Raw genomic sequence first — 20,974 nt, 5'->3', positions numbered from 1 at the left:
CAACAGGATCAATAAGATAGGATTACTATGCGCATTCTTCACACCTCAGACTGGCACCTTGGACAAAACTTTTATACCAAATCTCGCGAAGCCGAGCATCAAGCCTTAATTGATTGGCTCGTGGCGCAAATTGAGCCGCAGCAAATTGATGCCGTGATCTTAGCGGGAGATGTGTTTGATACAGGCGCGCCATCCAGTTATGCGCGTCGTTTGTATAATGATTTGATTAAAAAGGTGAATCAAAAAGATTGTCAGTTGATTATTATTGCTGGCAATCATGACTCGGTTGGTGTGCTTGAAGAGTCCAAAGACTTGCTTGAAAGCCTGAATACGCAAGTGGTTGCGCGCGCCGATGGCGATTTAGCAAAAGCTGTGATTGAGGTGAAAAACAATCAAGGTGATTGCGTTGGTTTTGTCTGCGCGACGCCTTTCTTACGTCCGCGCGATTTACTTAAAAGCCAAGTCGGTGAATCTGCGATTCAAAAACAACAAGCCATAAATGAAGCAATCGCTGAGCATTATTTTGCCTTGCATCAAATTGCGGAGCAAAAACGCGCAGCGCATTTTGAACAGACTCAGCAATGGCTACCCATAGTCGCAACAGGGCATTTAACTGCAATGGGGGTGAAAACCTCAGAATCGGTTCGTGATATTTATATTGGGAATTTAGATGGTTTTGATGCAAAAGGCTTTCCTGATGCCGATTACATTGCACTTGGTCATATTCATCGTCCACAAATTGTTGCTAAACAAGACCATATCCGTTATTGCGGCGCGCCGATTGTGCTGAGCTTTGATGAAGCGAATAAATCTAAACAAGCTTTATGTATTGAGTTTGCGCCACTAAGTCAAAAACAGCGACATACTCCTCAAATTAACAGTTTAAGTATTCCAAGCTTTCAGCCGATTGCAGCGCTTAAAACATCCCTAAGCAGTTTAAAACATGATGCAGCTGAGTTAGTTGAGCAAATGCAGCTAACGCCTGAGCAAATCTTATGGCTCAAAATTGAAATTGAATTTCAAGGTTATCTTACGGACATTGCGGCAAAAGTTGCGGATGAGCTTGCAGACTTACCTGCTTACGCATTGCAAATTGTACGGATCAAAGAAAAAACTGAGAAAAGCCTGACGCAAGTTCAAAAGCAAAGTTTAAGTGAGCTCAATGTGACAGATGTCTTTGCTAAACGTCTTCAAGCTGAGAATTTTTCACCAGATGAGGCGCAGAAAAAAGAGCGCCTCATGAATGCATTTTTAAATATCTATCACCAAGTCAGTGCAGGGCTAGATGAAGACGATTCAGGCAATGCGCAAACCACAGCAACACACAGTCAACTACCGCCACAAGCAGAGGATAAAGCATGAAGATTTTAAGTGTACGATTTAGAAATTTAAATGCTTTAGCTGGTGAGTGGAAAATTGACTTTACGGCATCACCATTTGCTGAAAATGGCTTGTTTGCGATCACAGGTGACACAGGCGCAGGCAAAACAACAATTCTCGATGCGATTTGTTTGGCACTGTATCATCGCACGCCTCGTCTGGGTGATATTACGGCTAATAATAATGAAATTATGAGTCGCGGTAAGGCGGATTGCTTGGCAGAAGTGGAGTTTCAAGTCAAAGACAAAGCCTATCGCGCTTTTTGGAGTATGCGCCGCTCACGTGGCAAGGTGGAGGGGAATCTTCAAGCTGCTGTGGTTGAATTAGCCCAAGCCGACGGAAAGATTTTGGCTACCAAAATTACGGATAAAGTCAAACTCACGCAAGACATTACCGGCTTAGACTTTGATCGTTTCACCAAGTCTATGATGCTCTCGCAAGGGCAGTTTGCCGCCTTTTTAAATGCGAAAGAAAACGAGCGTGCCGAGTTATTAGAAGAGCTTACAGGGACTGAGATCTATGGTCAGATTTCGATGGCAGTGCATGAGGCGTACACAGCGCAAAAAAATGAATTAGCACAATTAGAAATACGAGCAAAAGATATTCAATTATTAACTGAAGAGGAGAAAAAAGCCTTATTGGATGAGCAGACCGAGCTTCAACATGCTATTGCAGCATCCAAAAAGAGCCTAACTCACCTACAAACAGAACTTAATTGGCTCGAAGGGTATCAAACCCATCAATCAGAATTATCTAAGGCGCTAACAGGGCATCAGCAAGCCCTACAAAATCAATTAAATGCCAAGAGTGAATTAGACAAACTTGCTCACGCGGCGCCGGCGCAAAAGATTTTTCCTGTTTATCAAAGTATGCAGCATGCCGAGCGTCAGCAAAATGAAGTTTTAACCAAACTTAACCAAGCCAAAACACAGAGCCAAACCCTTGAAGATGCGCTAAATCAGCAGCTAGCGCTTGAAAAAAATGCAAAAGAAGCCTTGGATGGACAAAAGAAGCACCAACAAGTCCAAGATGAACTGATTGAAACCAAAGTTCGCCCGCTTGATCTTGAGATTGAAAAGCAAAGCTATAACCAACAAATGCTAAGTGAGCAGCTTAATCAGCAGACTCACCAGTTGCAGCAACTTGGGCAAAAATTGCAAACAGAGCAAGCCGCTTACTCTCAACATCAAAGTCAAAAAGCTCAAGCAGATGCCTACCTTGCGCAGCATACCAAAGATCAAGATATCTCTGCCAAGCTGCATTTATGGCAAAGCCAAGTTCAAGCGCTCACCCGTCTTCAAAATGAATCTCAGCAGCAAAACCAAGAAATAGCCCAAGCCAAGCAGCAGCAACAAAAAGCAGCAGAGCAGCTAACCCAGGCGCAAGCGGCTCAGCAAACCTTTTTAACTCAACAGCAGGTTTTGGAGCAAAAGTTAGAGCGCTTAAAACAAACTTATGCGCAAAAAACGCAAGCAGGTGAAAAGGCAGATGTTTTATATCAGCATCGACAAAGTTTGTCGGAGTGCGTTAATGTTTTATCTAAGTTAGCAAGTGTAATCAAAGATGCACAACGCCATGAGCAAGACACCCAAGTTGTGCAAACTAAGCTTGGTCAATTGGTGCATTCACACACACAAAGCCAGCAAGCTCTGAAACAGTTACGCAATGATTATCAAACACAAAAGAAGCTTTGCGAAACCCTTGAGAAACTGATTTCGGCAGAGCAGAACTTAGCTGTTTATCGCCAAAGCTTAGAACAAGGTTCACCTTGCCCATTGTGCGGCGCAACAGAGCACCCGATTCTCGCGCATACTTTGCCTGATCTTGAGCAAAGCACCTTAGATTATCAAAACGCAATCAAGGAATTAGAGCGCTTAGAAGGGGAAGGTTCAAAAGTGCGTCTTGAATGCGACAGGCTTAGCCAAAGTCAAGCCTTGCTTAAACAAGAGCAGGAAAAACTGATAAATCAAGGGGTTCAACTTCAAAGCGACTGGCGTCAAACTCGTGATGCTTTATTAGCTGTGGACGCTAGTTTAACGCAAAGCTACCAATTAAACGGCGTAGTCTTAGCGCAAGATTTACCTAAAGATACGGCGCAAATTGAAGGGTTACAACAGGCGGCGAATGATAACCTTGAGGCCATTCAGCAATCGATTAATGAGCTTGCAAAACTTGAGCAAGAACTAAAGGATGCACAACAAGAATATACTCAAGACTTACAAAAAAGTGCTGAATTGAATCAAAAGCTTGAGCTGGCAAAACAACATCAACTATTGGCGCAGCAGCGGATGGATAATCTGTTGCAAGGCTTTGAGGACATCCAAAGTAAGTTTAAACAGTCAGTAGATGAGCTAAAATCGGAGCACTTTACAGGCCTTGGACAAAGCTGGGAGCAAGATTTGGCGCCCTTACATAGTCAAATTGCGGAGTTGGCTGCGCGTTCAAAACGCTATCAAGAAAATCAAAGTCAAGCCGAGCAGTTGACGCAAGCATTATCGAGCCTTAAGAAGCAAATTGAAGAATTAACGGCGCAGCATGGCGAATTTGAAAGTGCATTAAAAGCATTGCAAGCTAAGTTTGCTCAAGGCACGCAAGACTTACAAGCATGCCAAGCGAAGCGGGCAGAGATCTTCGCTGATCTTAGTATTATGGATGCGCAAGAGCAAATGCGCGCACAGGTGGCAAGTTTTGAGCAGGCTTACCAAGCTCAGCAAACGCAAACGCAAGCCTTATCAGGGCAGTTGAAGCAGCAGCAAGGACAAGTTGATAGCTTGACTATGCAACAGACTGATGCACAAAAACACCTCGCACAAATGCAAGCAAACTGGCAATCCGCGATAAGCTCTAGTCCCTTTGAAACGTTAGAGGCGTTTTTAGCAGCCTGTTTAGATGAGGCAGAGTTTGAACGTTTGCAACAATTATCTCAATCACTGACAAGTCAAATCGATAAGGCGAGTGCGCAACTGCAATATTGTCAAGAACAGTTCAAGGCACATCAAGCTAAAGCGCCAGCTGATTGGCTAGACTTTGCTTTAAATGCGGATACACAAGTGCTAAGCGAGCATATCGATAGTATCAAACAGATGATTAATGAAAGTCAGTCTAAACAAAACGAACATAGCCAAGCCCTTGGGAAAGTGATTGAAAAACTTGATGCGGATGCGCAAAGTGCACAATCTCAAGCTGCGCTGCGTGGGCAAATACTGACGGCGCAACAAAGCTTTGATGATGTGGCGCATTTACATGATCTGATTGGCTCGAAAAAAGGTGATAAATTTAGAAAGTTTGCTCAAGGTTTGACCCTAGATCATTTGATTTATCTTGCTAATCAGCAGCTTGCTAGCTTACATAACAGGTATCAACTGCAGCGTAAACGACCCAATCAAGACCCATCGACTGATGAAGCAGATTTTGCGCAAGGGCTTGAATTATGGGTACAAGATACTTGGCAAGGGGATGTTTGTCGTGATACAAAAACCTTATCCGGTGGTGAAAGTTTCCTCGTTTCACTGGCGTTAGCATTAGCCTTATCTGATTTGGTGAGTCACAAAACCAGCATTGAATCTTTATTCTTAGATGAAGGCTTTGGCACGCTGGATGCTCAAACGTTAGATTTAGCGCTCGATACTTTAGACACCCTTAATGCTCAGGGCAAAATGGTGGGTGTGATCAGCCACGTTGAAGCAATGAAAGAGCGTATTGGGGTGCAGATTAAGGTGAATAAGCAATCTGGTGGAATGAGTCGTTTGGAGCCGCAATTTAGTTATCAAGCGGCTGATTAAGGATTAATTATATTTATTATTATTGAGTATTGAAAAGGGAATTTTATGCAAACAATAAATCTGGTAGAGGGCGAGCAAATCACAGCCGTGACGCCAAGTAAAATCATTTGCGTTGGGCGTAATTACTTGGCTCATATCCAAGAGCTAAATAATCCGGTCCCAGACGAAATGGTTTTGTTTCATAAGCCTAATTCATCATTAACGAATACCTTATATGCACGTGATAGCGACAGCGTCAGCGGACAAGGTGAAACTTTGCATTATGAAGGAGAGATTTGCTTCTTGATTGAAAGTAATGCATTGGTAGGCGTTGGGTTTGGTCTTGATTTAACTAAGCGCAGTTTGCAATCAAAGCTAAAAACAGCAGGGTTACCATGGGAGCGAGCAAAAGCCTTTCGACATAGTGCGGTGATGAGTAAGTTTGTGAAGATAGAGACCAACCACTGGCAAGATCTTTCTTTAGAGCTTGTGATTAATAGCATGCGAACTCAATTAGGTGAAGTCGCACAAATGATATATAAACCGGATGTGATCCTCGAAGAAGTGCAAAAGTATCTTGATCTTGAAGATGGCGATATTTTAATGACAGGCACGCCAAGTGGGGTCGGTGAAGTGCATTCAGGTGATTTATTCACTGCTCGAATTAAGCGCGGTGATGAGGTGTTACTTGAAACTTGCTGGAAAGCCCAAGCAAGTATTCCAAGATAAAACGCCAGCACCAGTGTGGCTCGGTAGATGTTTACTCGTGTAAAAATAAATTCCAAAATTGATTTTGATAACATATTTATTACATGTTTTTGAGATTGGAATAAAACATTATTTCTTGGTATTTAATTGGTTAAATATAACGCATAATCATATTTTAACCACTTATCTCTCTGCTTAATGGGTGAGTACTTAGGCATTAGAAAATCTAATCCAAAGCTTAAATTTAAGTCATTTTTTAAACTCTATCTGTTTGATTATTATGCAAAGGAATTTAGTGATGAGCGGAGTTTTCTCATCATACCTAACCTAGATATACCCAAAATAGAAGGGTATGAATAGGAATATGCATTAACCTAGCTGATACGGAATCGCTTTGGTTGATATTATTAAAGAGATATAAATCAAATGACACAAGCAACGATTGCCATTGAATCACATTCGAAAAAAACTTACCCAGTAAGCATCAAAGGATTGATTGTGCACCTTGTTGACGTTTTATTTGGTAAAAAGTCGTCATCAGTAGCCGTCAACTATGATGCGAACTTACTTTCAAACCACATGCGCCGAGATTTAGGCCTTTAATCTATCCTTGAAAGTGTAAAGAAATTATTACAGATAAAAAATCGGTCCTAGTGGCCGATTTTTTTTGTTTAGACTGAAATTTTTTATATCTTCCCAAACACCAAGATCGCCAAAGACAATGGCGCAGATATGTCTTATTTCGGAATTTTATACGGATTTAATTTTAAACTTTAGCTATTTCTATATATATGTGACCTAGGGTATGTTAAAAACTGGGATTTTTAACTACCGTTTTTGGGTTTACATATTTCATTCTTATGTTATTAATATTTCAAGGCTGCGCAAAATCGGGGCGGCCTGCTTTGAAGTGGTGTAAGGTTGCACCAAAGCTAACGTAAGAAGGAATTGACTATGGCGCCTCCACCAAGTGCTGCACAGGCAGCAGATCCCCAATCTCAAAATTCAGGTTTTGATGTTTCAAATATCAAACTAACTGGTCAACCTATTGCTTTTAATCTCGCTGCACGCCTGCGTGCACTAGGTCCTGGGATCATGGTTGCATCGGCAGCTGTCGGTGGCTCTCACTTAGTTTCATCAACTCAAGCTGGCGCTTTATATGGCTGGCAACTTGTGGCGTTAATTCTATTAGTGAACCTTTTCAAATACCCATTTTTTAAAGCTGGGGTGCAATATACCCTAGGCACCAATCAAAGTTTAGTGCAAGGCTATGCCCAGATGGGTAAAGGTTATTTGTGGTTATTTAGCATCCTTAATTTCGTTTCTGCCTTTGTTAACATCGCAGCATTACTTATGTTTAGTGCGAGTTTACTTGGCTATTTCTTACCTTTTGAAGCAAGTTTACCTGTTCTATCTGTGGCAATTTTAGCTGTTTGTTTAGGTATTTTGTTTGCAGGTCAGGTCAAAGCATTAAGCACCTTATCTAAAGTTATTATGAGTGTTTTGGTGATTACTACTTTAACTGCTGTCGCCATTGCCGCCTCAAACGGCGCTGTCGCACCAGCAGACTATCAAAGCCCTTCACCTTGGACCATGGCATCACTTGGCTTTATTGTGATGATGATGGGCTGGATGCCGGCACCAATTGAGATCTCTTGTTTCAACTCACTTTGGTTAAAACAACAAGCACAAAACCAACAAGTGACAGCTAAAGGCGCATTGTTTGATTTCAATGTTGGCTTTATTGGTACGGCGTTACTTGCAATCGTCTTTGTTTCATTAGGTGCATTGGTTCTAAATGGCAACGGTGAAACCTTGCAAACCTCAGGGATTGGCTTTTCCCATCAATTAGTAAGCATGTATACAGCTGCGATCGGTGAATGGTCACGTTACTTAATTGCGATGATTGCGTTCTTCTGCATCTTTGGCAGCACGATTACATGCATTGATGGTTATTCACGTACGCTTGAAGAGTGTCGCAAGTTTGCATTTGAAAAAACACAAGAGTCACAAAAGTCAAATAGCGGCAAAGCGTTAAACATCTGGATGCTGTTTATTTGCTCCTTATCATTATCTATGGTGTTATTCTTTACCTCATCTTTAATGGCAATGCTTTCATTTGCAATGATTCTAGCATTTATGACAACACCGATTTTTGCGGTCTTAAACTATCGCTTGGTAACTAAAAATGATTTGCCTGAAGGTTTAAAATTTAGCACTAAAATGAAAGCATTGTCTTGGATTGGTTTTGTCTATCTGTTTGGTTTCTTAGCATTATTTATTGCTTGGAAATGGTTCCTATAATGAATAATTGAACCTTAAATCATCCATCCTAGATTTATCAAACGCCTCAAGTGGACGCTCTACTTGAGGCGTTTTTGTGTCGGCCAGTGTGCCTTGACTCTACTCACAAAAGATAGGCTTTTATTTTTTATTTAACCTAATCAACTTGTGGTCGTGCACTGGACTTGGCATACTGATGCTTTATCAAACACGGAGTTAGATATGCCTTGGACAATCAATAAATTAGCGCTTGCGCTTGAGACTCACCCTGAGTGGTCATCTCATGAACAAGATGACGCTTTAATCATTACCAACCCAGAAGGTTTAAGTGCTTATTTAGCCGTTTCAGGTCAGCAGATTTTAATCGAAAGCTTGCTGTTTCGCGCCGCTCAAGTGAAAGATCCGGCCAAGCTTAATGCGCTGATCTTACGCACTCACCACCTCTTTCCGCTCACCGCAATTGCGATTAATGAAATCGATGGCGAAGACTATTATGTTGCCTTTGGCGCACTGGCTACAGAGTCTAAGCTTGAGAATATTGGACTTGAAGTTGAGCTGTTATTCTCCAATATCGAAGCATTTTTAGAAGCATATCAAGAACATTTGAATTTGGAGGCAGAATGAGTATTTGGAATAAATTATTTAGCGCAGTCAAAGGTGGCGTAAATGAAGCTGCGGAATCTGTTGCAGACAGTCAAGCGATTCGTATCCTTGAGCAAGAGATCCGAGAGGCAAATAATGAACTGCGTAAATCTGATCAAGCACTTGTCTCAATTGTTGCCAAACATAAGCTAAGCAAACAAAAGATTGCCGGTATTCAAGCCAGTGTCGACGAATATGAAAACTATGCACGCCAAGCAATGGAAAAGGGTGATCAAACTTTAGCGCTTGAATGTGCGCAAAAAGTTGCTGAGCTTCGTTCTCAGATTGAGCAAGAAGAAGTGTACGCCAATCAATTTGCGCAATCACAAACACAACTTCAAGCCAATATCGCCAAATCAAAGCAACAATTACGCCAGTTAACCCAACAGGTTGATATTGTGAAAGCCAATGAAGCGGTGCAAAAAGCGCAATCAAATATCTCAAGCGCAAACACGGGCTCAAATGCGAAAATGCAAACGGCGGCGCAATCACTGGAGCGAATTAAACAGCGTCAAGCACAAAAAACAGCTGAATTTGAAGCCGCGAGTGAACTGGCACAAATGGAAAATGGTGATGCGCTTGATGCGAAACTTGCGCAAGCTGGGATCACTGGTAGCAATACTGATGCGCAATCAGAGCTTGAGCGCATTTTAGGTAAAAAATAAGCGAATAAAAGGGCACAAGTATGTTTGGTTGGTTTAAAAAAGAGAAAAAGCCTCAAGTCCAAACCCCTGAGGTACTTGGTTTTCGACTCGGTGGCGCCTTTGAGTTAAGTGAGTTGAAACTTAAGCTGATTGAGAGCGACGCCATGTTTGAAGGGGCAAGTAGCCAGCAGCTGATCCAAGCGGTTGGGGTTGTTAAGTTAGATCAAACCTCACGTCTTGTGCGCTATTACACAGATGATGATGCCTTTATTCAAATCTTGCAGCACGGAGCAACGGATGCCGATGTTGCAGAGGTCAAGTTGGTTTATTTTTATGAAACCAAACCGATAGACACGGATAGCGCATGGCAGCAAACCTTAGCTGATTTAGTCAAAGATAAATGGCTGCTGGATGATATTGAGTATCAAAAATTCTGGGAAAATGAAAAACCAGTAGCGATGCAAGAAATGACTTATCGTGAAGATAAACTCGCGACGAGCACAGATCAATTTGTGATGGTATATAGCCGTGAGATTGGCATTGATAATAGCGAAGCTTTGTTTGCCGTAGCAGAAGAAAGACGTGCAGGCCAAGGCTTTGAGCGCTGTTTGGTGCTTAGCACAGCCATTGATCTTAATGCTGGTGACTTTTCGATTATCGGTTAATTCATCTGTGGCATGAAAAATAATGTTGCAGTTACTCAAGTATTCAAAACCATAACAACATCATAAAAAGGATCGTGTATGGGCGCGTTAGCAGGACTTGGAGCATTTGCTCTGTATTTTATTATCTCATTGGCATTCCTACTTATTTTTAAGTTCGTATATCTAAAAGTCACGCCATATGATGAAATAAAGCTTATCCGGGAAGAACAAAATATGGCGGCAGCCGTTGCGCTTTCGGGATCGTTAATCGGCTATTGTTTAGCCATTGCGAGTGCGGCAAGTAATTCGGTGAGCATTCTTGATTTTACGATCTGGAGTGTCGTGGCATTAGCGGCTCAAATCATCGCATACTTATTAGTGCGTTTTGTGATTATGCCGAAAATTGTTGAGCGTATTGAAAATAATGAACTCCCAGCGGGTGTGTTACTTGGCGCAACTTCTGTCTGTGTGGGGTTACTAAATGCCGCATGTATGACTTATTAGGAGGGGTAGATGAAACGTAGTCAAACTATCTCTTTAAAACGCATGCGTAAAACTAAGCGTCCGTTTGCGTTTAAGTTTTTATCTGTCTCTGTCTTAGCCGGTTTAGTCTCAGCTTGTGGTGGTAATCAGGGCGATCCAGATACAGGTGTCATCTATCAAGGCGTTGATGATTGCGTGGCAGACGGGCAAGAAGAAGCGCAGTGTGAAGCCGCTTATCAAACTGCACTGGCGGAGGCCGAAGAACTAGCGCCTAAATTTGGCACGCTTGAAGAGTGTCAATTTGAATTTGGCCCTGAAATGTGTCAAGAGTCGCGCAGTGGCAACTGGTTCACGCCATTTATGGCAGGCTATTTACTCTCTAACGCACTCGATCGTTCTGGCAATTATTATTCGCGTCCAATGTACTCAAGGCGTTATGGTCAGTCTGATAATTATTGGATTTCAGGTTCAGGCAAGGTTTATAAAAGCCAAGGGAAAACATACCAAACTCGCACGCCGGGTACAGTGCAAAAAAGCTCAACAGCCCAGTCTAAACCTAAGGTCAGCACGATTTCACGTGGTGGTTTTGGCTCATCAGTTTCCGCTAAATCTAGCTGGGGAAGTTCCAAGCGCTCAACTGGATTCTCGTCTTCACGCCGCAGTTCATGGGGTGGCTAAATGTTTCGTGTGAGCACTAAACCAAGGCCAAACTGGCAAGCGAAAGCCAAGGAGTTTGGCTTTGGTTTTCATACCATGTATGGCGAACCCTATTGGGATGAGTCGGCTTACTATCAATTTACGCTTGAGCAAATTGAGCGTGATCTTGAAGAGCCTAGTGAAGAAATTCATCAAATGTGCCTTGAAGTTGTGGCAAAAGTGGTACGTGATGAATCACTCATGCGTCGCTTTCAAATTCCTGAAAATATGTGGGATTTTGTGGCGAACTCGTGGCGCGAGCAAGAACCCTCGCTCTATTCTCGCCTTGATTTAGCTTATTCCGGCAATGGCCCAGCGAAGCTTTTAGAAAATAACGCGGATACGCCAACTTCGCTTTTTGAAACGGGTTTTTGGCAATGGCTTTGGCTGGAAGATAAAGTTGATAGAGGGGATATCCCAAGACAAGCAGATCAATTTAACTTATTACAAGATCGCTTAATTCAACGCTTTCATCAAATTGCTCAGAAAAACCCGCATAAAGTGCTACATTTTAGTTGTTGCATGGATACCGAAGAAGATCGCGGCACGGTTCAATATATGCAAGATTGCGCTGCAGAAGCGGGCATTGAAACCAAGTTTGTCTTTATCGAAGATATAGGGCTAAGTAGCGATCAGCAATTTACTGATCTTGATGATCAAGCGATTGATTGGATGTTTAAACTCTACCCTTGGGAGTTTATGTTTCGCGAAGAATTTGCGCAGCACTTAGCTCACGCCAAAGGGTATACAGACAAACTTAGTTGGCTTGAACCTGCATGGAAGTCCTTAATTAGTAATAAAGCTATCTTGCCGCTTTTATGGCAAATGTTTCCCAATCATCCTAATTTACTCGCATCTTACTTTAGTGATGATAAAGCTGCTCAATCATTGCAAAGCTATGTTAAAAAACCGATTTTTGCACGTGAGGGCGCTAATGTTTCTATGTATAAAAATGATCAGCCAATCGCACAAAGTGACGGTCCATATGGTGACGAAGGCTTTATTATTCAAGACTTGTGCCTATTGCCTAAGTTTGAAAACAATCATACTTTAATCGGTAGTTGGCTGATTAATGATAAAGCGGCAGGGATCTCGATTCGTGAAGATAGCGGGCTGATCACACAAGATCTATCCCGCTATTTGCCACATATTATTTTATAACAAGGAAATAAAGGACACGCGATGGCACTTTGGTATGTACTGCAACGTTGGGCGAAAAAAAATCTCAGTGCATTAACTTGGCAAAACTTCTTAATATTAATCGCTTTATATTGCCTTTTAGCTTGGCTACTTTTAAGTTGTGCTGGCGAAACTGAGTTAACGCAACCTTGGAGTACATTTTTTTACTTTCTAATCGTTACAGCTTCCACCGTCGGTTATGGCGACTTATCCCCTTCGACAACATTTGGGCATTGGGTCGTTAGCTTGTTTGTGATCCCCGGCGGAGTCAGTTTATTTGCTATGTTGTTGGGGCGAATGGCGCAATTTTTTGTCACATCTTGGCGCAAAGCCGTCACAGGGAGAAAATACTTAAAAATGGAAAATCATATTCTTGTTATTGGCTGGCATGAGCAGCGCACGTTGAGTTTACTGCATATGTTATTGCATGAAGAAGAGGGTCGTCGCCCGATAGTCTTGTGCACCAAAGCAGATATTGAGAACCCACTGCCGGGGAAAATTGACTTTGTGCGTGTCACCAATTACACCTGTGAACACACAATGCCACGCGCCAACATTGAAAAAGCCAGTTGTTTTGTGGTGGATACACTCGCTGATGACATTACCTTAACTGCGGCGCTGTTTGTCGCCAACCTCAATCCTAAAGCCGATCTCATTGCCTATTTTGAAGATACGAGCCTGAGCCGTTTACTTAAACTGCACTGCCCAAAAGCCGAATGTGTGCCATCGGTTTCGGTTGAATTATTGGCTAAATCTGCGGTTGATCCGGGCTCAAGTAAATTGCATCAGGAGCTTATTCGTGCGGATAAAGGCATGACCCAATATGCTGCTATTTACCCTAAAAAAGCGGCAAAAATTAAAGTTTCAGATGTCTTTTTGTATTTAAAAGAGCAACATGATGCTATTCTTATCGCCCTTGATCATGGCGCAGGGATTGAGCTTAATCCAAGTCTTGATGCCTATATTCAACCCGGAAGCAAAGTCTTTTATATTGCAGATGAAAGGGTGGATGATCTATCATGGCCAGAGGTCAACAATGATAATCCAAGTTTGGATGAGAAGGATAGCGAGTAAATGATTTTTGATAAATACCAAGGTTTTATTTTTGATATGGATGGCACCTTGATTGATACCATGCCGTCACATGTAGCTGCTTGGCAAGAAACGGCACGTTTGTTTGATTTTCCATTTGATGGTGCTTGGCTGGCAAGTATGGGCGGAATGCCATCGATCAGAATCATTGCTGAGATTAATAAAAAATACCAACTCTCGCTTGACCCAAAAACGGTTGTACAAAACAAAATCACAGAATATAGCAAACGTATTCAAGAAGGGGACTTGATCCCTTGCACCCTTGAATTGGCTAAAAAATATCAAGGGCAAAAGAAAATGGCGGTCGGCACAGGAAGTAACCGTACCAATGCGGATATTTTACTTCAACACCATAACATTGCACCTTTGTTTGATAGTGTGATCACAGCAGATGATGTGAACGAACATAAACCAAATCCAGATACATTCTTAAAAGCTGCCGAAGAAATAGGTGTGGCGCCACAAGAATGTGTTGTGTTTGAAGATACCTTGATTGGCGCAAAAGCGGCACAAGCTGCTGGAATGGATTGTTATTTGGTCCAAGATGGCGAACTTGTGCGCTATGAAGGGGAACCATTCGCGTAAAGCGCTATGCCTCAATTGATAGTAATTCAACATCAAAGATTAACGTCGAGCCTGGTGGTATGCTGCCTGCTCGGCGATTCCCATAGGCTAAGTTTTCAGGAATAAAAAAGCGATATTTACTCCCCACAGGCATCATTTGCAAACCTTCTTGCCAACCTTTGATCACTTGATTAAGACGAAAATTTAGCGGCTCACCACGTTTATATGAGCTGTCAAAGACGCTACCATTGATTAAGCTGCCTTGATAATGCACTTCCACTTTTGTTTTAACTGATTCTGGCTTGCTTGCTGATTCGTCTTCAGGCGCTTTCAAGCAAATATATTGAAGTCCCGATGCTGTAGTCTGAACGCCGTCTTGTTTGGCATTTTGAGCCAAAAACTCAAGCCCTTGCTGACGGTGCACTTCTGCTTCTTGGCTTGCATTTTTGACTCGATAGACGGCAATTAAACCGAACACAATAATAATGGCTATAAATACAGCTTCCATCGTACTTTCCTTTTTAAATACCTTAGTGTCTTGATTTTACAATATAAAAAAAGCAGAGATGTAATTATCCCTGCTTTTTGTGAGTAGTATTGTACTTTAATAAACTTGCGCTCTTATCACCAATCTTGAGGAGAGGGGCTGAGCGGTTGATTAATGATCTAAGTATAAGTAGTTTTGCCAGCTCTTCATACGTAATAGAACTTTACGCATCACTGAAACGTGCTCGAAAGAGTCGGAATAAACGGCAACATTGGCATTTGTACCTTGAGGTAAATTGTACTCAGAGATATCATCTTTAATTCGAATCAGCACAAGCACTTGGCCAACATTGTGCAGGCCAGCTGCAGTATATAAACGGCCTTGTGCTTGGACTTGGCTCTCACCAATCGTTGGCAACACACTTTCAACCTCACCTTGGAAAGTCTTCCCCGGAATCGCTTTAAAAATTAATTCTGCTTCAAAGCCTTTCTTTAAACGTTGGGAAGAGTTTTGACGAAACGCTGCTACATATAATTGCTCATCTTCTTTGTTGACGTAAGTCATCAGTGGGCTAAGTGGTAGTGGCACTGCCATCATGCCTTCACGCAAGGCAATTTGGGTCGCATAGCCATCTGTTGGCGCGCGAACAATCGTCTGCTCAAGGTTAAATTCAGCCTTTTCAAGTAGCGCTCGGGCATTGGCAACGATAGTGCTTTCGCCATTCACTTCTGACTCTGCGGCGAGACGCGCACTTTCTTCTTGTGCTTTGGCAGCAGCAAGTGCAGCTTCGGCGCTACGATAATATTGCTGACGGTTATCTGCATCATTTTTGGTAAACGCGCCACGTTTGTAACCTTGTGCATAGCGTTGGAATTCACGGTACGTACGGTCACGCTCCGCTTGGGCTTTAATTGTATTCGCCTGCGCATTTTTATAATTTGCGACTAGGGTTAAAGCTTGTTGCTTAGCTTGCTCTAGCGCTGCTTTTTGGCTATCGACAGCCGCTTGGAAAGGTGTTGGATCAAGCTTAAATAAAATATCGCCTTGCTTCATTTGCTGGTTTGGCTTGGCATCGACTTCAATCACTCGTCCGCGAACACCAGGAACAATCGGCGTGGTTAACACAAACTGACCACCTTCACTGGTATAAGGGTGGTTATAGTTCATCGTTAGTACAAGGCCACCAACAATCACAATCCCGCCGAGTACAGCCGTTGGTACAGTCCACTTATTTAGCGGAATATTGAAAATTTTAAAAATCGCAATACAAAAACCTGCGTAGGTTAAAATGATTAGTAAATCCATTTTGCTTAAGACTCCTGCATTGGTTTGTCTGTTTGTTGCGTTGGGGTAGGCTGCGGCGCTGCATTGGATGTCGACGCTTTCAGAGCTTGATTTTCTGCGCTTAATTGATCTACTTTTTCAACCAGCTTTTCAACTTGCTGACTTAATGTGAATACTTCGTGATGCAAAGTATCTTGTTCATTATGAAGATGTTTTTGTTCTTCTTCGACTTGCTTAAAACCCCAGCCTCTATCTTCACGCCATAAGGTTGCCCAAATCCATAAAAACGGCCAAAGTACGTGCAAAGTAAATAAGCTTACCCAGCCTGCATAATGAATCGCATCTTGATGAGGGTGATTACGTTTTTTAGCCATTTCATAAGGGATGTCATGAATGGCAATGATGCCGTAAAAAACCGACACGCTAACAAAAATTAGAATGCCGAGTGCAAAGTAATCTAAAAACATATTTATCCTTGTTTAATCACTCTAGAAAGTTAATCATATGATAACTTAAATTTTGAAAAATGGCTTTTAAAATGTATGAGAATTGTAAGCAATATGTAAGATAACTAGATGTTAAGGAAGGGAATATATTGATTTTGCTCGAAAAAAACAAAAAAGGCTTAAATCTAAACATTTAAGCCTTGTTATGCGAATGATTTGCTATTTGTACACTTATTAGTTTGGCTTGCTAATTTGTTGCAGTTTCCTGTACGGGTGCTTGATAAGCCTTTGTTCCCCAAAGTGGCACAGTGGATAAACTATGTTTATAGCTGCCTGAGGTCTCTTTTGTCGAATAAGACAAATAAAGTAAGGTTTGGTTCTTTTGATCAAAGATACGGCGGATTTTCATTGTCTTAAAGAAGATACTTTTTGATTTCTTAAACACAATCTCACCAGAATCAGAGGTATCGACATTGGCAAGCATCTCAGGTGTAATTTCACCGGTTTGACGACACGAAATAGAGCTATCACTTGGGTCTGCCAATGATAAATCGGCTTCAATAGACGCGATATGACAGGTGACACCCGGGACTTCTGGGTCAACCAAGGTATTGATTTTCACATCTTTAGTTGTAAACATCCCTAATGAAACATCACCGACTTCATTATCACTACAAGCACTTAAGCTTAAAGTAAGTACAGAAAGTAAAGCCACGCGTTTGAACATAAATTATCCTTATTCAACATCAATATTTTAATATCAATACATTAGCATATTTGCTTGAATAAAAAACCTGTAAACTCATGGATATCCTGCTAGGATGAGTAAATACATTTTACTTCAGGAAGTTAATTCGCATGCAAGAAGCGTCAAATTCACCACAAACCCCTTCACAACCATCATCTCACAAGCTGCTAGAGGCAAAGAACCAATGGCTGCAAAGCCTGGTTGATGTGCGTTATCCTACCCCAGAAAGCCAAGCTGGTGCCAAGCTCTACTTGCAACGCCAGCAAGATAATCAAGTGCTTGAATTAGATAAATCGATACCAGTTGATAATTCCAATCCTTGGGGAGAACGTGTTGATGCGTTTTATTTGGTGGATTTTCACCGTTTGACTGTGTATTTTGCGCAGCTGCATGCGAGCCAATGGGAAGCGGCGCAGCAAGCAGTGATTCTAGAGTTTTTAGCCCAGATTATTCTCGATTCGGAACATGAAATTTATTTAGGATTTCACGGTGATACGCCAGTGGTGGGCTTTATTGTTTCTAAAGTTGACGATGGGGTGTTATTTAGTGATTTTGCAATTGAGCAAAGCGACCAAGCTGAAGATAAGCAAGCGAGCGTCAATGCCCTGATTCTTAGTTTTTTAACTACAGATTGTGTAAAAAAATCACAGTGGGATCTGCTGGACGCAAAATGTTATGTAGAAATTAGTACTAGATAGCTCGCATTTTAAATGCAATATATACAAAAATTTTATGGTTTTATGATCTAGGCAATATTTGATAATTAAGTTAGTGATCTAAATAACATTTAGCTTCTTTATTCACCTGAATAAAAAAGGAAAGTGATAAGATTTCGTTACTTAACTAAGGTCTTCTTTTTCATAAATCTACATAAAAGGCATTGATATTATGAATATCGCCAAACCTAAATGTATTATTTTTGACTGTGATGCTATATTACGCCATATCGAGTCTATTTATTGCCAGTCATTGAATCATGTTGTAAAAAAACAAGGCATTAATTATAGTTTAGGCGCTTTTTATCGCGATTTTCATGGGCTTCCAACGATTGATATTTTAAATCGTTTATTTTTAGAGTCGAAAATCGCTAAAACTCAAATTCCAATCTATAACGCAGCTATCGAAGTTCAAATGTTAGCGGCACTTGAAGAAACCTTGTTACCCAAAGAAAGCTTCCATCAAATATTCTCCCAGTTATGTGCCGCCGGTTTTTCACTCGGCGTGAGTTGCAATCAACCGAGCGCCAAACTCAAGCAATTAATCCGTATTTTAGAACTTGATGCTTATTTTGAAGATAGGGTTTACAGTGCGCATGATATTGGCTGTTGGAAGCCCGAGCCAGATTTATTTCTCTATGCCGCGATGCAGCAGGGGATTGCGCATGATGAAATCTTATTTATTTATGACACGATAAATGCACAAGAAGCCATCAGAAAGTCTGGTTTGCAGGGGATTTTTATTCCGCAATTTGAAAACACACCAACGCATCTGTATGAAATTATTCGTGCGAATATTGATCATGGCGCCGAAAATAGTTGTTTAGTTGCACTTAAAAATGAGCTTAAGCGATCCGCTCAAGATGAGCACAGCAAAACGCTGCATTGGTTGATGCAACTTTGGTTATTACCTCAGCGTTTAGTTTTTAAAAACAAGCACTTTAATAATGTCACTTATTCAAAATTAGGTAGTCAATAGCAGGTATGTCCGAAACAATGAAACGTCATACTAGGTAATACCAAACCCTTGTATGAAGCTTTCATTTATTTGGAATATGTTGAGATGGTGTTGATTTATTGAAGTGTAAAGCTTGCCGATTCTATACTCGTAAAGGGATGAGATGGGATCACTGGGTAGTTTACAAGATATACAGGCCCACAGTTGATACATAAAAGTAGCTCTCCACTTTCAGAAAGCATGAACTCTTCACTTTTACAGACAGGGCATGCGTCATATTCAGCCATATTAGGCTCGCAGCTTGTTGATTCATCTGTCTCTAAGTCATAATCAAAACGTGTGGTGGTTTTTCTTTTCATTGATTTTCCTATTGCTGTGTCTATTAAAATTATTGTTACTCTGCTCCTTGCTGTATGCCTAACCTTCTCTTCTTGATAGGTTATTTTGTTGAATACTTCCTTCCACTTATTTATAAATTAGCATGCAAAATTAAATGAATGTTCAAAATTAAGTTAGTTTTTGCTCAAACAAGTAAAAGAAACCATTTTGATATTGATGCTATGTGAAATATTTTAACAAAAATCCAAAATATTACATGTGGTTATTATCTCTTAAGTAAAATATTGAGAAGCAAATCAAAAAAGATGAAGTAAACTTTCAGTTTTGTCTGTTTACTTCATTTGATACAGCATACTGTCTCAGATATAAGAATGAATCCATATAGCCCAAAAGTCTAATTTTTGCGCATAACTTCGGATGCAGTTAACATAATTTATACAAAAAATGCAAAATTCATATATATATCTTGAAAATATTTCTCATTTAACTACGCCTAGCTACCTGAACTGGTTTGACGGCTTTTTCTTTCTTTGCCTGGCTGCATGTCTTTGGTATGATTCGAGTTCGATTCTAAAATAAAGTTCCCCTGTATGAGCAATTTCCAATCTTTTGGCCTATGTGCACCACTCCTTACTCGCCTTCAAAGCTGTGGTTTTATTTCACCAACACCGATTCAAGGTTTAGCTATTGGCGATGTCCTCGCTGGGCATGATATTTTAGCTGCTGCGCAAACCGGTACAGGAAAAACCGCCGCTTTTGGCTTGCCAATTTTGGATATGATTTTAAGTCAAAAGCCTGGGCTTGAATCGAGTACCAAACTGACAAGTTTAATCCTTACACCAACCCGTGAACTGGCTCAGCAAGTCTTTGATGAGCTATCTAATTATGCACCGGATGAGGTCAAACTTGGCGTAGCGTATGGTGGGGTGAGTATTAGTCAGCAGCAAAAAATGTTAAGGCAAGGCGTCGATATCCTAGTGGCAACGCCAGGCCGTTTGCTCGATCATATGTTTACAGGGCTAGTGGATTTAAGTGCGTTACAGTATTTTGTGCTTGATGAGGCGGATCGCATGCTTGATATGGGCTTTATGCCGGATTTGCAGCGTATCATGCGTCGAATGAATCAAGCGCGTCAAACGCTTTTGTTTTCTGCAACCTTTAGCCCTGAAGTAAAAAAAATTGCTCAAAAGCTACTGACGGATCCAAAAGTGATTCAGGTTGGGGGTGAAAATGAAGCGGCTAAAACTGTCACTCAGATGTTGCACCCAGTGAATAAAAGTAAGAAGGCGCAAGCTCTGGCGTATTTAATCGGTTCTAAAAATTATCAACAAGCCTTGGTCTTTGTGAAAACCAAGCAGGGCGCTGATGAACTGGCAAAATCGCTTAAAAAAGATGGTTTAAAGGCCAGTGCAATTCATGGTGATAAAAGCCAAGGTGCAAGGCAAAAAGCGTTAGATGACTTTAAATCAGGTACTTTACGTGTCCTCGTCGCGACGGATGTGGCCGCGCGTGGGATTGACATTAGCCAACTGCCTGTTGTTATCAATTATGAATTACCATTTAAAGCAGAAGATTATGTTCACCGTATTGGGCGAACTGGGCGCGCAGGCGAGTCCGGTATGGCCATTTCTTTGATGGCGCCACAAGAAGAGTATTTACTTGAAGCGATTGAACGTTTACTCGATATTCGTATTCCGCAATCATGGTTAGAAGGCTTTGAGCCAAACTTTGAAGAAAAAGAAAGTCAAAGTTTTGATGCCAACCAGCCGCAAAAGCGTCGTGGGCGCAGCTACGAAAAGCGTAAATTAAAAGCTAAGCTGAAAATCCACGCGCAACGTGGTAAAAAATCGAATTAAGCTTTAGTGAAAACAAAGTGCAAAGCGGGGCTGCTCATGATGGGGTGGCCCCTTTTTTTGTTTA

At 41.4% G+C, this 20,974-nt stretch carries 21 protein-coding genes; 16 read left to right on the top strand and 5 right to left on the bottom strand.

Going from position 1 to position 20,974, the window contains the following annotated elements:
• The first annotated feature begins 27 nt into the window (after positions 1–27).
• From sbcD to AC2VOY_RS11595, 13 genes are all read left to right on the top strand, one after another.
• Complete coding sequence (gene sbcD, locus AC2VOY_RS11655) at positions 28–1,362, top strand: exonuclease subunit SbcD (RefSeq protein WP_491833674.1); 1,335 nt, start codon at positions 28–30, stop codon at positions 1,360–1,362.
• The gene (locus AC2VOY_RS11650; protein WP_491833672.1) at positions 1,359–5,162 is read left to right on the top strand and encodes an AAA family ATPase; all 3,804 of its coding nucleotides are present in this window, start codon (positions 1,359–1,361) and stop codon (positions 5,160–5,162) included. The genes sbcD and AC2VOY_RS11650 overlap by 4 nt, the downstream gene beginning before the upstream one ends.
• A gap of 45 nt (positions 5,163–5,207) precedes the next feature.
• Entirely contained in the window at positions 5,208–5,870 is a 663-nt protein-coding gene (locus AC2VOY_RS11645) for a fumarylacetoacetate hydrolase family protein (protein WP_491833670.1), read from the top strand.
• 405 nt (positions 5,871–6,275) lie between these two features.
• Entirely contained in the window at positions 6,276–6,452 is a 177-nt protein-coding gene (locus tag AC2VOY_RS11640) for a hypothetical protein (RefSeq protein WP_491833668.1), read from the top strand.
• 351 nt (positions 6,453–6,803) lie between these two features.
• A complete protein-coding gene (locus AC2VOY_RS11635; RefSeq protein WP_491833666.1) occupies positions 6,804–8,153 on the top strand; it encodes an NRAMP family divalent metal transporter in 1,350 nt (449 codons plus the stop codon).
• 201 nt (positions 8,154–8,354) lie between these two features.
• Positions 8,355–8,756 (top strand): DUF2170 family protein, encoded by a 402-nt coding sequence (locus AC2VOY_RS11630; protein ID WP_491833664.1) that lies wholly within the window; start codon positions 8,355–8,357, stop codon positions 8,754–8,756.
• A complete protein-coding gene (locus AC2VOY_RS11625) occupies positions 8,753–9,439 on the top strand; it encodes a PspA/IM30 family protein (RefSeq protein WP_491833662.1) in 687 nt (228 codons plus the stop codon). The genes AC2VOY_RS11630 and AC2VOY_RS11625 overlap by 4 nt, the downstream gene beginning before the upstream one ends.
• A 20-nt stretch (positions 9,440–9,459) precedes the next feature.
• Positions 9,460–10,083: a YjfK family protein gene (locus tag AC2VOY_RS11620; RefSeq protein ID WP_491833661.1), complete on the top strand. Its 624-nt coding sequence runs from the start codon at positions 9,460–9,462 to the stop codon at positions 10,081–10,083.
• A gap of 78 nt (positions 10,084–10,161) precedes the next feature.
• Positions 10,162–10,566: a DUF350 domain-containing protein gene (locus AC2VOY_RS11615; protein ID WP_491833659.1), complete on the top strand. Its 405-nt coding sequence runs from the start codon at positions 10,162–10,164 to the stop codon at positions 10,564–10,566.
• Positions 10,567–10,575: 9 nt separating this feature from the next.
• Positions 10,576–11,223 (top strand): DUF1190 domain-containing protein, encoded by a 648-nt coding sequence (locus AC2VOY_RS11610; RefSeq protein ID WP_491833657.1) that lies wholly within the window; start codon positions 10,576–10,578, stop codon positions 11,221–11,223.
• Entirely contained in the window at positions 11,224–12,402 is a 1,179-nt protein-coding gene (locus AC2VOY_RS11605; RefSeq protein WP_491833656.1) for a glutathionylspermidine synthase family protein, read from the top strand.
• 21 nt (positions 12,403–12,423) lie between these two features.
• Positions 12,424–13,494, top strand: coding sequence for an ion channel (locus tag AC2VOY_RS11600; RefSeq protein ID WP_491833655.1), 1,071 nt, complete (start codon positions 12,424–12,426; stop codon positions 13,492–13,494).
• Entirely contained in the window at positions 13,495–14,097 is a 603-nt protein-coding gene (locus AC2VOY_RS11595; RefSeq protein WP_491833653.1) for an HAD family hydrolase, read from the top strand. It abuts the gene before it with no gap.
• A 4-nt stretch (positions 14,098–14,101) separates the two neighbouring features.
• Here the strand turns inward: AC2VOY_RS11595 and bamJ are convergent, their stop codons facing one another.
• The 4 genes from bamJ to AC2VOY_RS11575 all read right to left on the bottom strand — a co-directional run bounded on the left by bamJ (position 14,102) and on the right by AC2VOY_RS11575 (position 17,020).
• Positions 14,102–14,584 carry a BamJ family beta-barrel-assembly machinery protein gene (bamJ, locus tag AC2VOY_RS11590; protein WP_491833651.1) on the bottom strand — a complete coding sequence of 161 codons (483 nt, stop codon included), beginning with the start codon at positions 14,582–14,584 and terminating at the stop codon, positions 14,102–14,104.
• Between the two features lie 150 nt (positions 14,585–14,734).
• The gene (locus AC2VOY_RS11585; RefSeq protein WP_491833649.1) at positions 14,735–15,868 is read right to left on the bottom strand and encodes an HlyD family secretion protein; all 1,134 of its coding nucleotides are present in this window, start codon (positions 15,866–15,868) and stop codon (positions 14,735–14,737) included.
• 5 nt (positions 15,869–15,873) lie between these two features.
• Complete coding sequence (locus AC2VOY_RS11580; protein ID WP_491833647.1) at positions 15,874–16,314, bottom strand: DUF3302 domain-containing protein; 441 nt, start codon at positions 16,312–16,314, stop codon at positions 15,874–15,876.
• A gap of 226 nt (positions 16,315–16,540) precedes the next feature.
• A complete protein-coding gene (locus tag AC2VOY_RS11575) occupies positions 16,541–17,020 on the bottom strand; it encodes a CreA family protein (protein ID WP_491833645.1) in 480 nt (159 codons plus the stop codon).
• Positions 17,021–17,151: 131 nt separating this feature from the next.
• On the opposite strand from AC2VOY_RS11575, the gene AC2VOY_RS11570 reads away from it, so the two are divergent.
• Both AC2VOY_RS11570 and AC2VOY_RS11565 read left to right on the top strand, forming a co-directional pair.
• Positions 17,152–17,739, top strand: a complete 588-nt coding sequence (locus tag AC2VOY_RS11570; RefSeq protein WP_491833644.1) for a flavodoxin — start codon at positions 17,152–17,154, stop codon at positions 17,737–17,739.
• Positions 17,740–17,929: 190 nt separating this feature from the next.
• Positions 17,930–18,736, top strand: coding sequence for an HAD family hydrolase (locus AC2VOY_RS11565; protein WP_491833642.1), 807 nt, complete (start codon positions 17,930–17,932; stop codon positions 18,734–18,736).
• A 95-nt stretch (positions 18,737–18,831) separates the two neighbouring features.
• Here AC2VOY_RS11565 and AC2VOY_RS11560 read toward each other — a convergent pair whose 3' ends face one another.
• A complete protein-coding gene (locus AC2VOY_RS11560; protein WP_491833640.1) occupies positions 18,832–19,074 on the bottom strand; it encodes a hypothetical protein in 243 nt (80 codons plus the stop codon).
• Between the two features lie 570 nt (positions 19,075–19,644).
• On the opposite strand from AC2VOY_RS11560, the gene AC2VOY_RS11555 reads away from it, so the two are divergent.
• Positions 19,645–20,910 (top strand): DEAD/DEAH box helicase, encoded by a 1,266-nt coding sequence (locus AC2VOY_RS11555; RefSeq protein ID WP_491833637.1) that lies wholly within the window; start codon positions 19,645–19,647, stop codon positions 20,908–20,910.
• Positions 20,911–20,974 lie beyond the last annotated feature (64 nt).

The organism is Vibrio sp. KMM 9700, assembly GCF_058545285.1.
The sequence above is the reverse complement of the archived record's forward strand: the minus strand, read 5'-3'. Positions and strand labels throughout refer to the sequence as shown.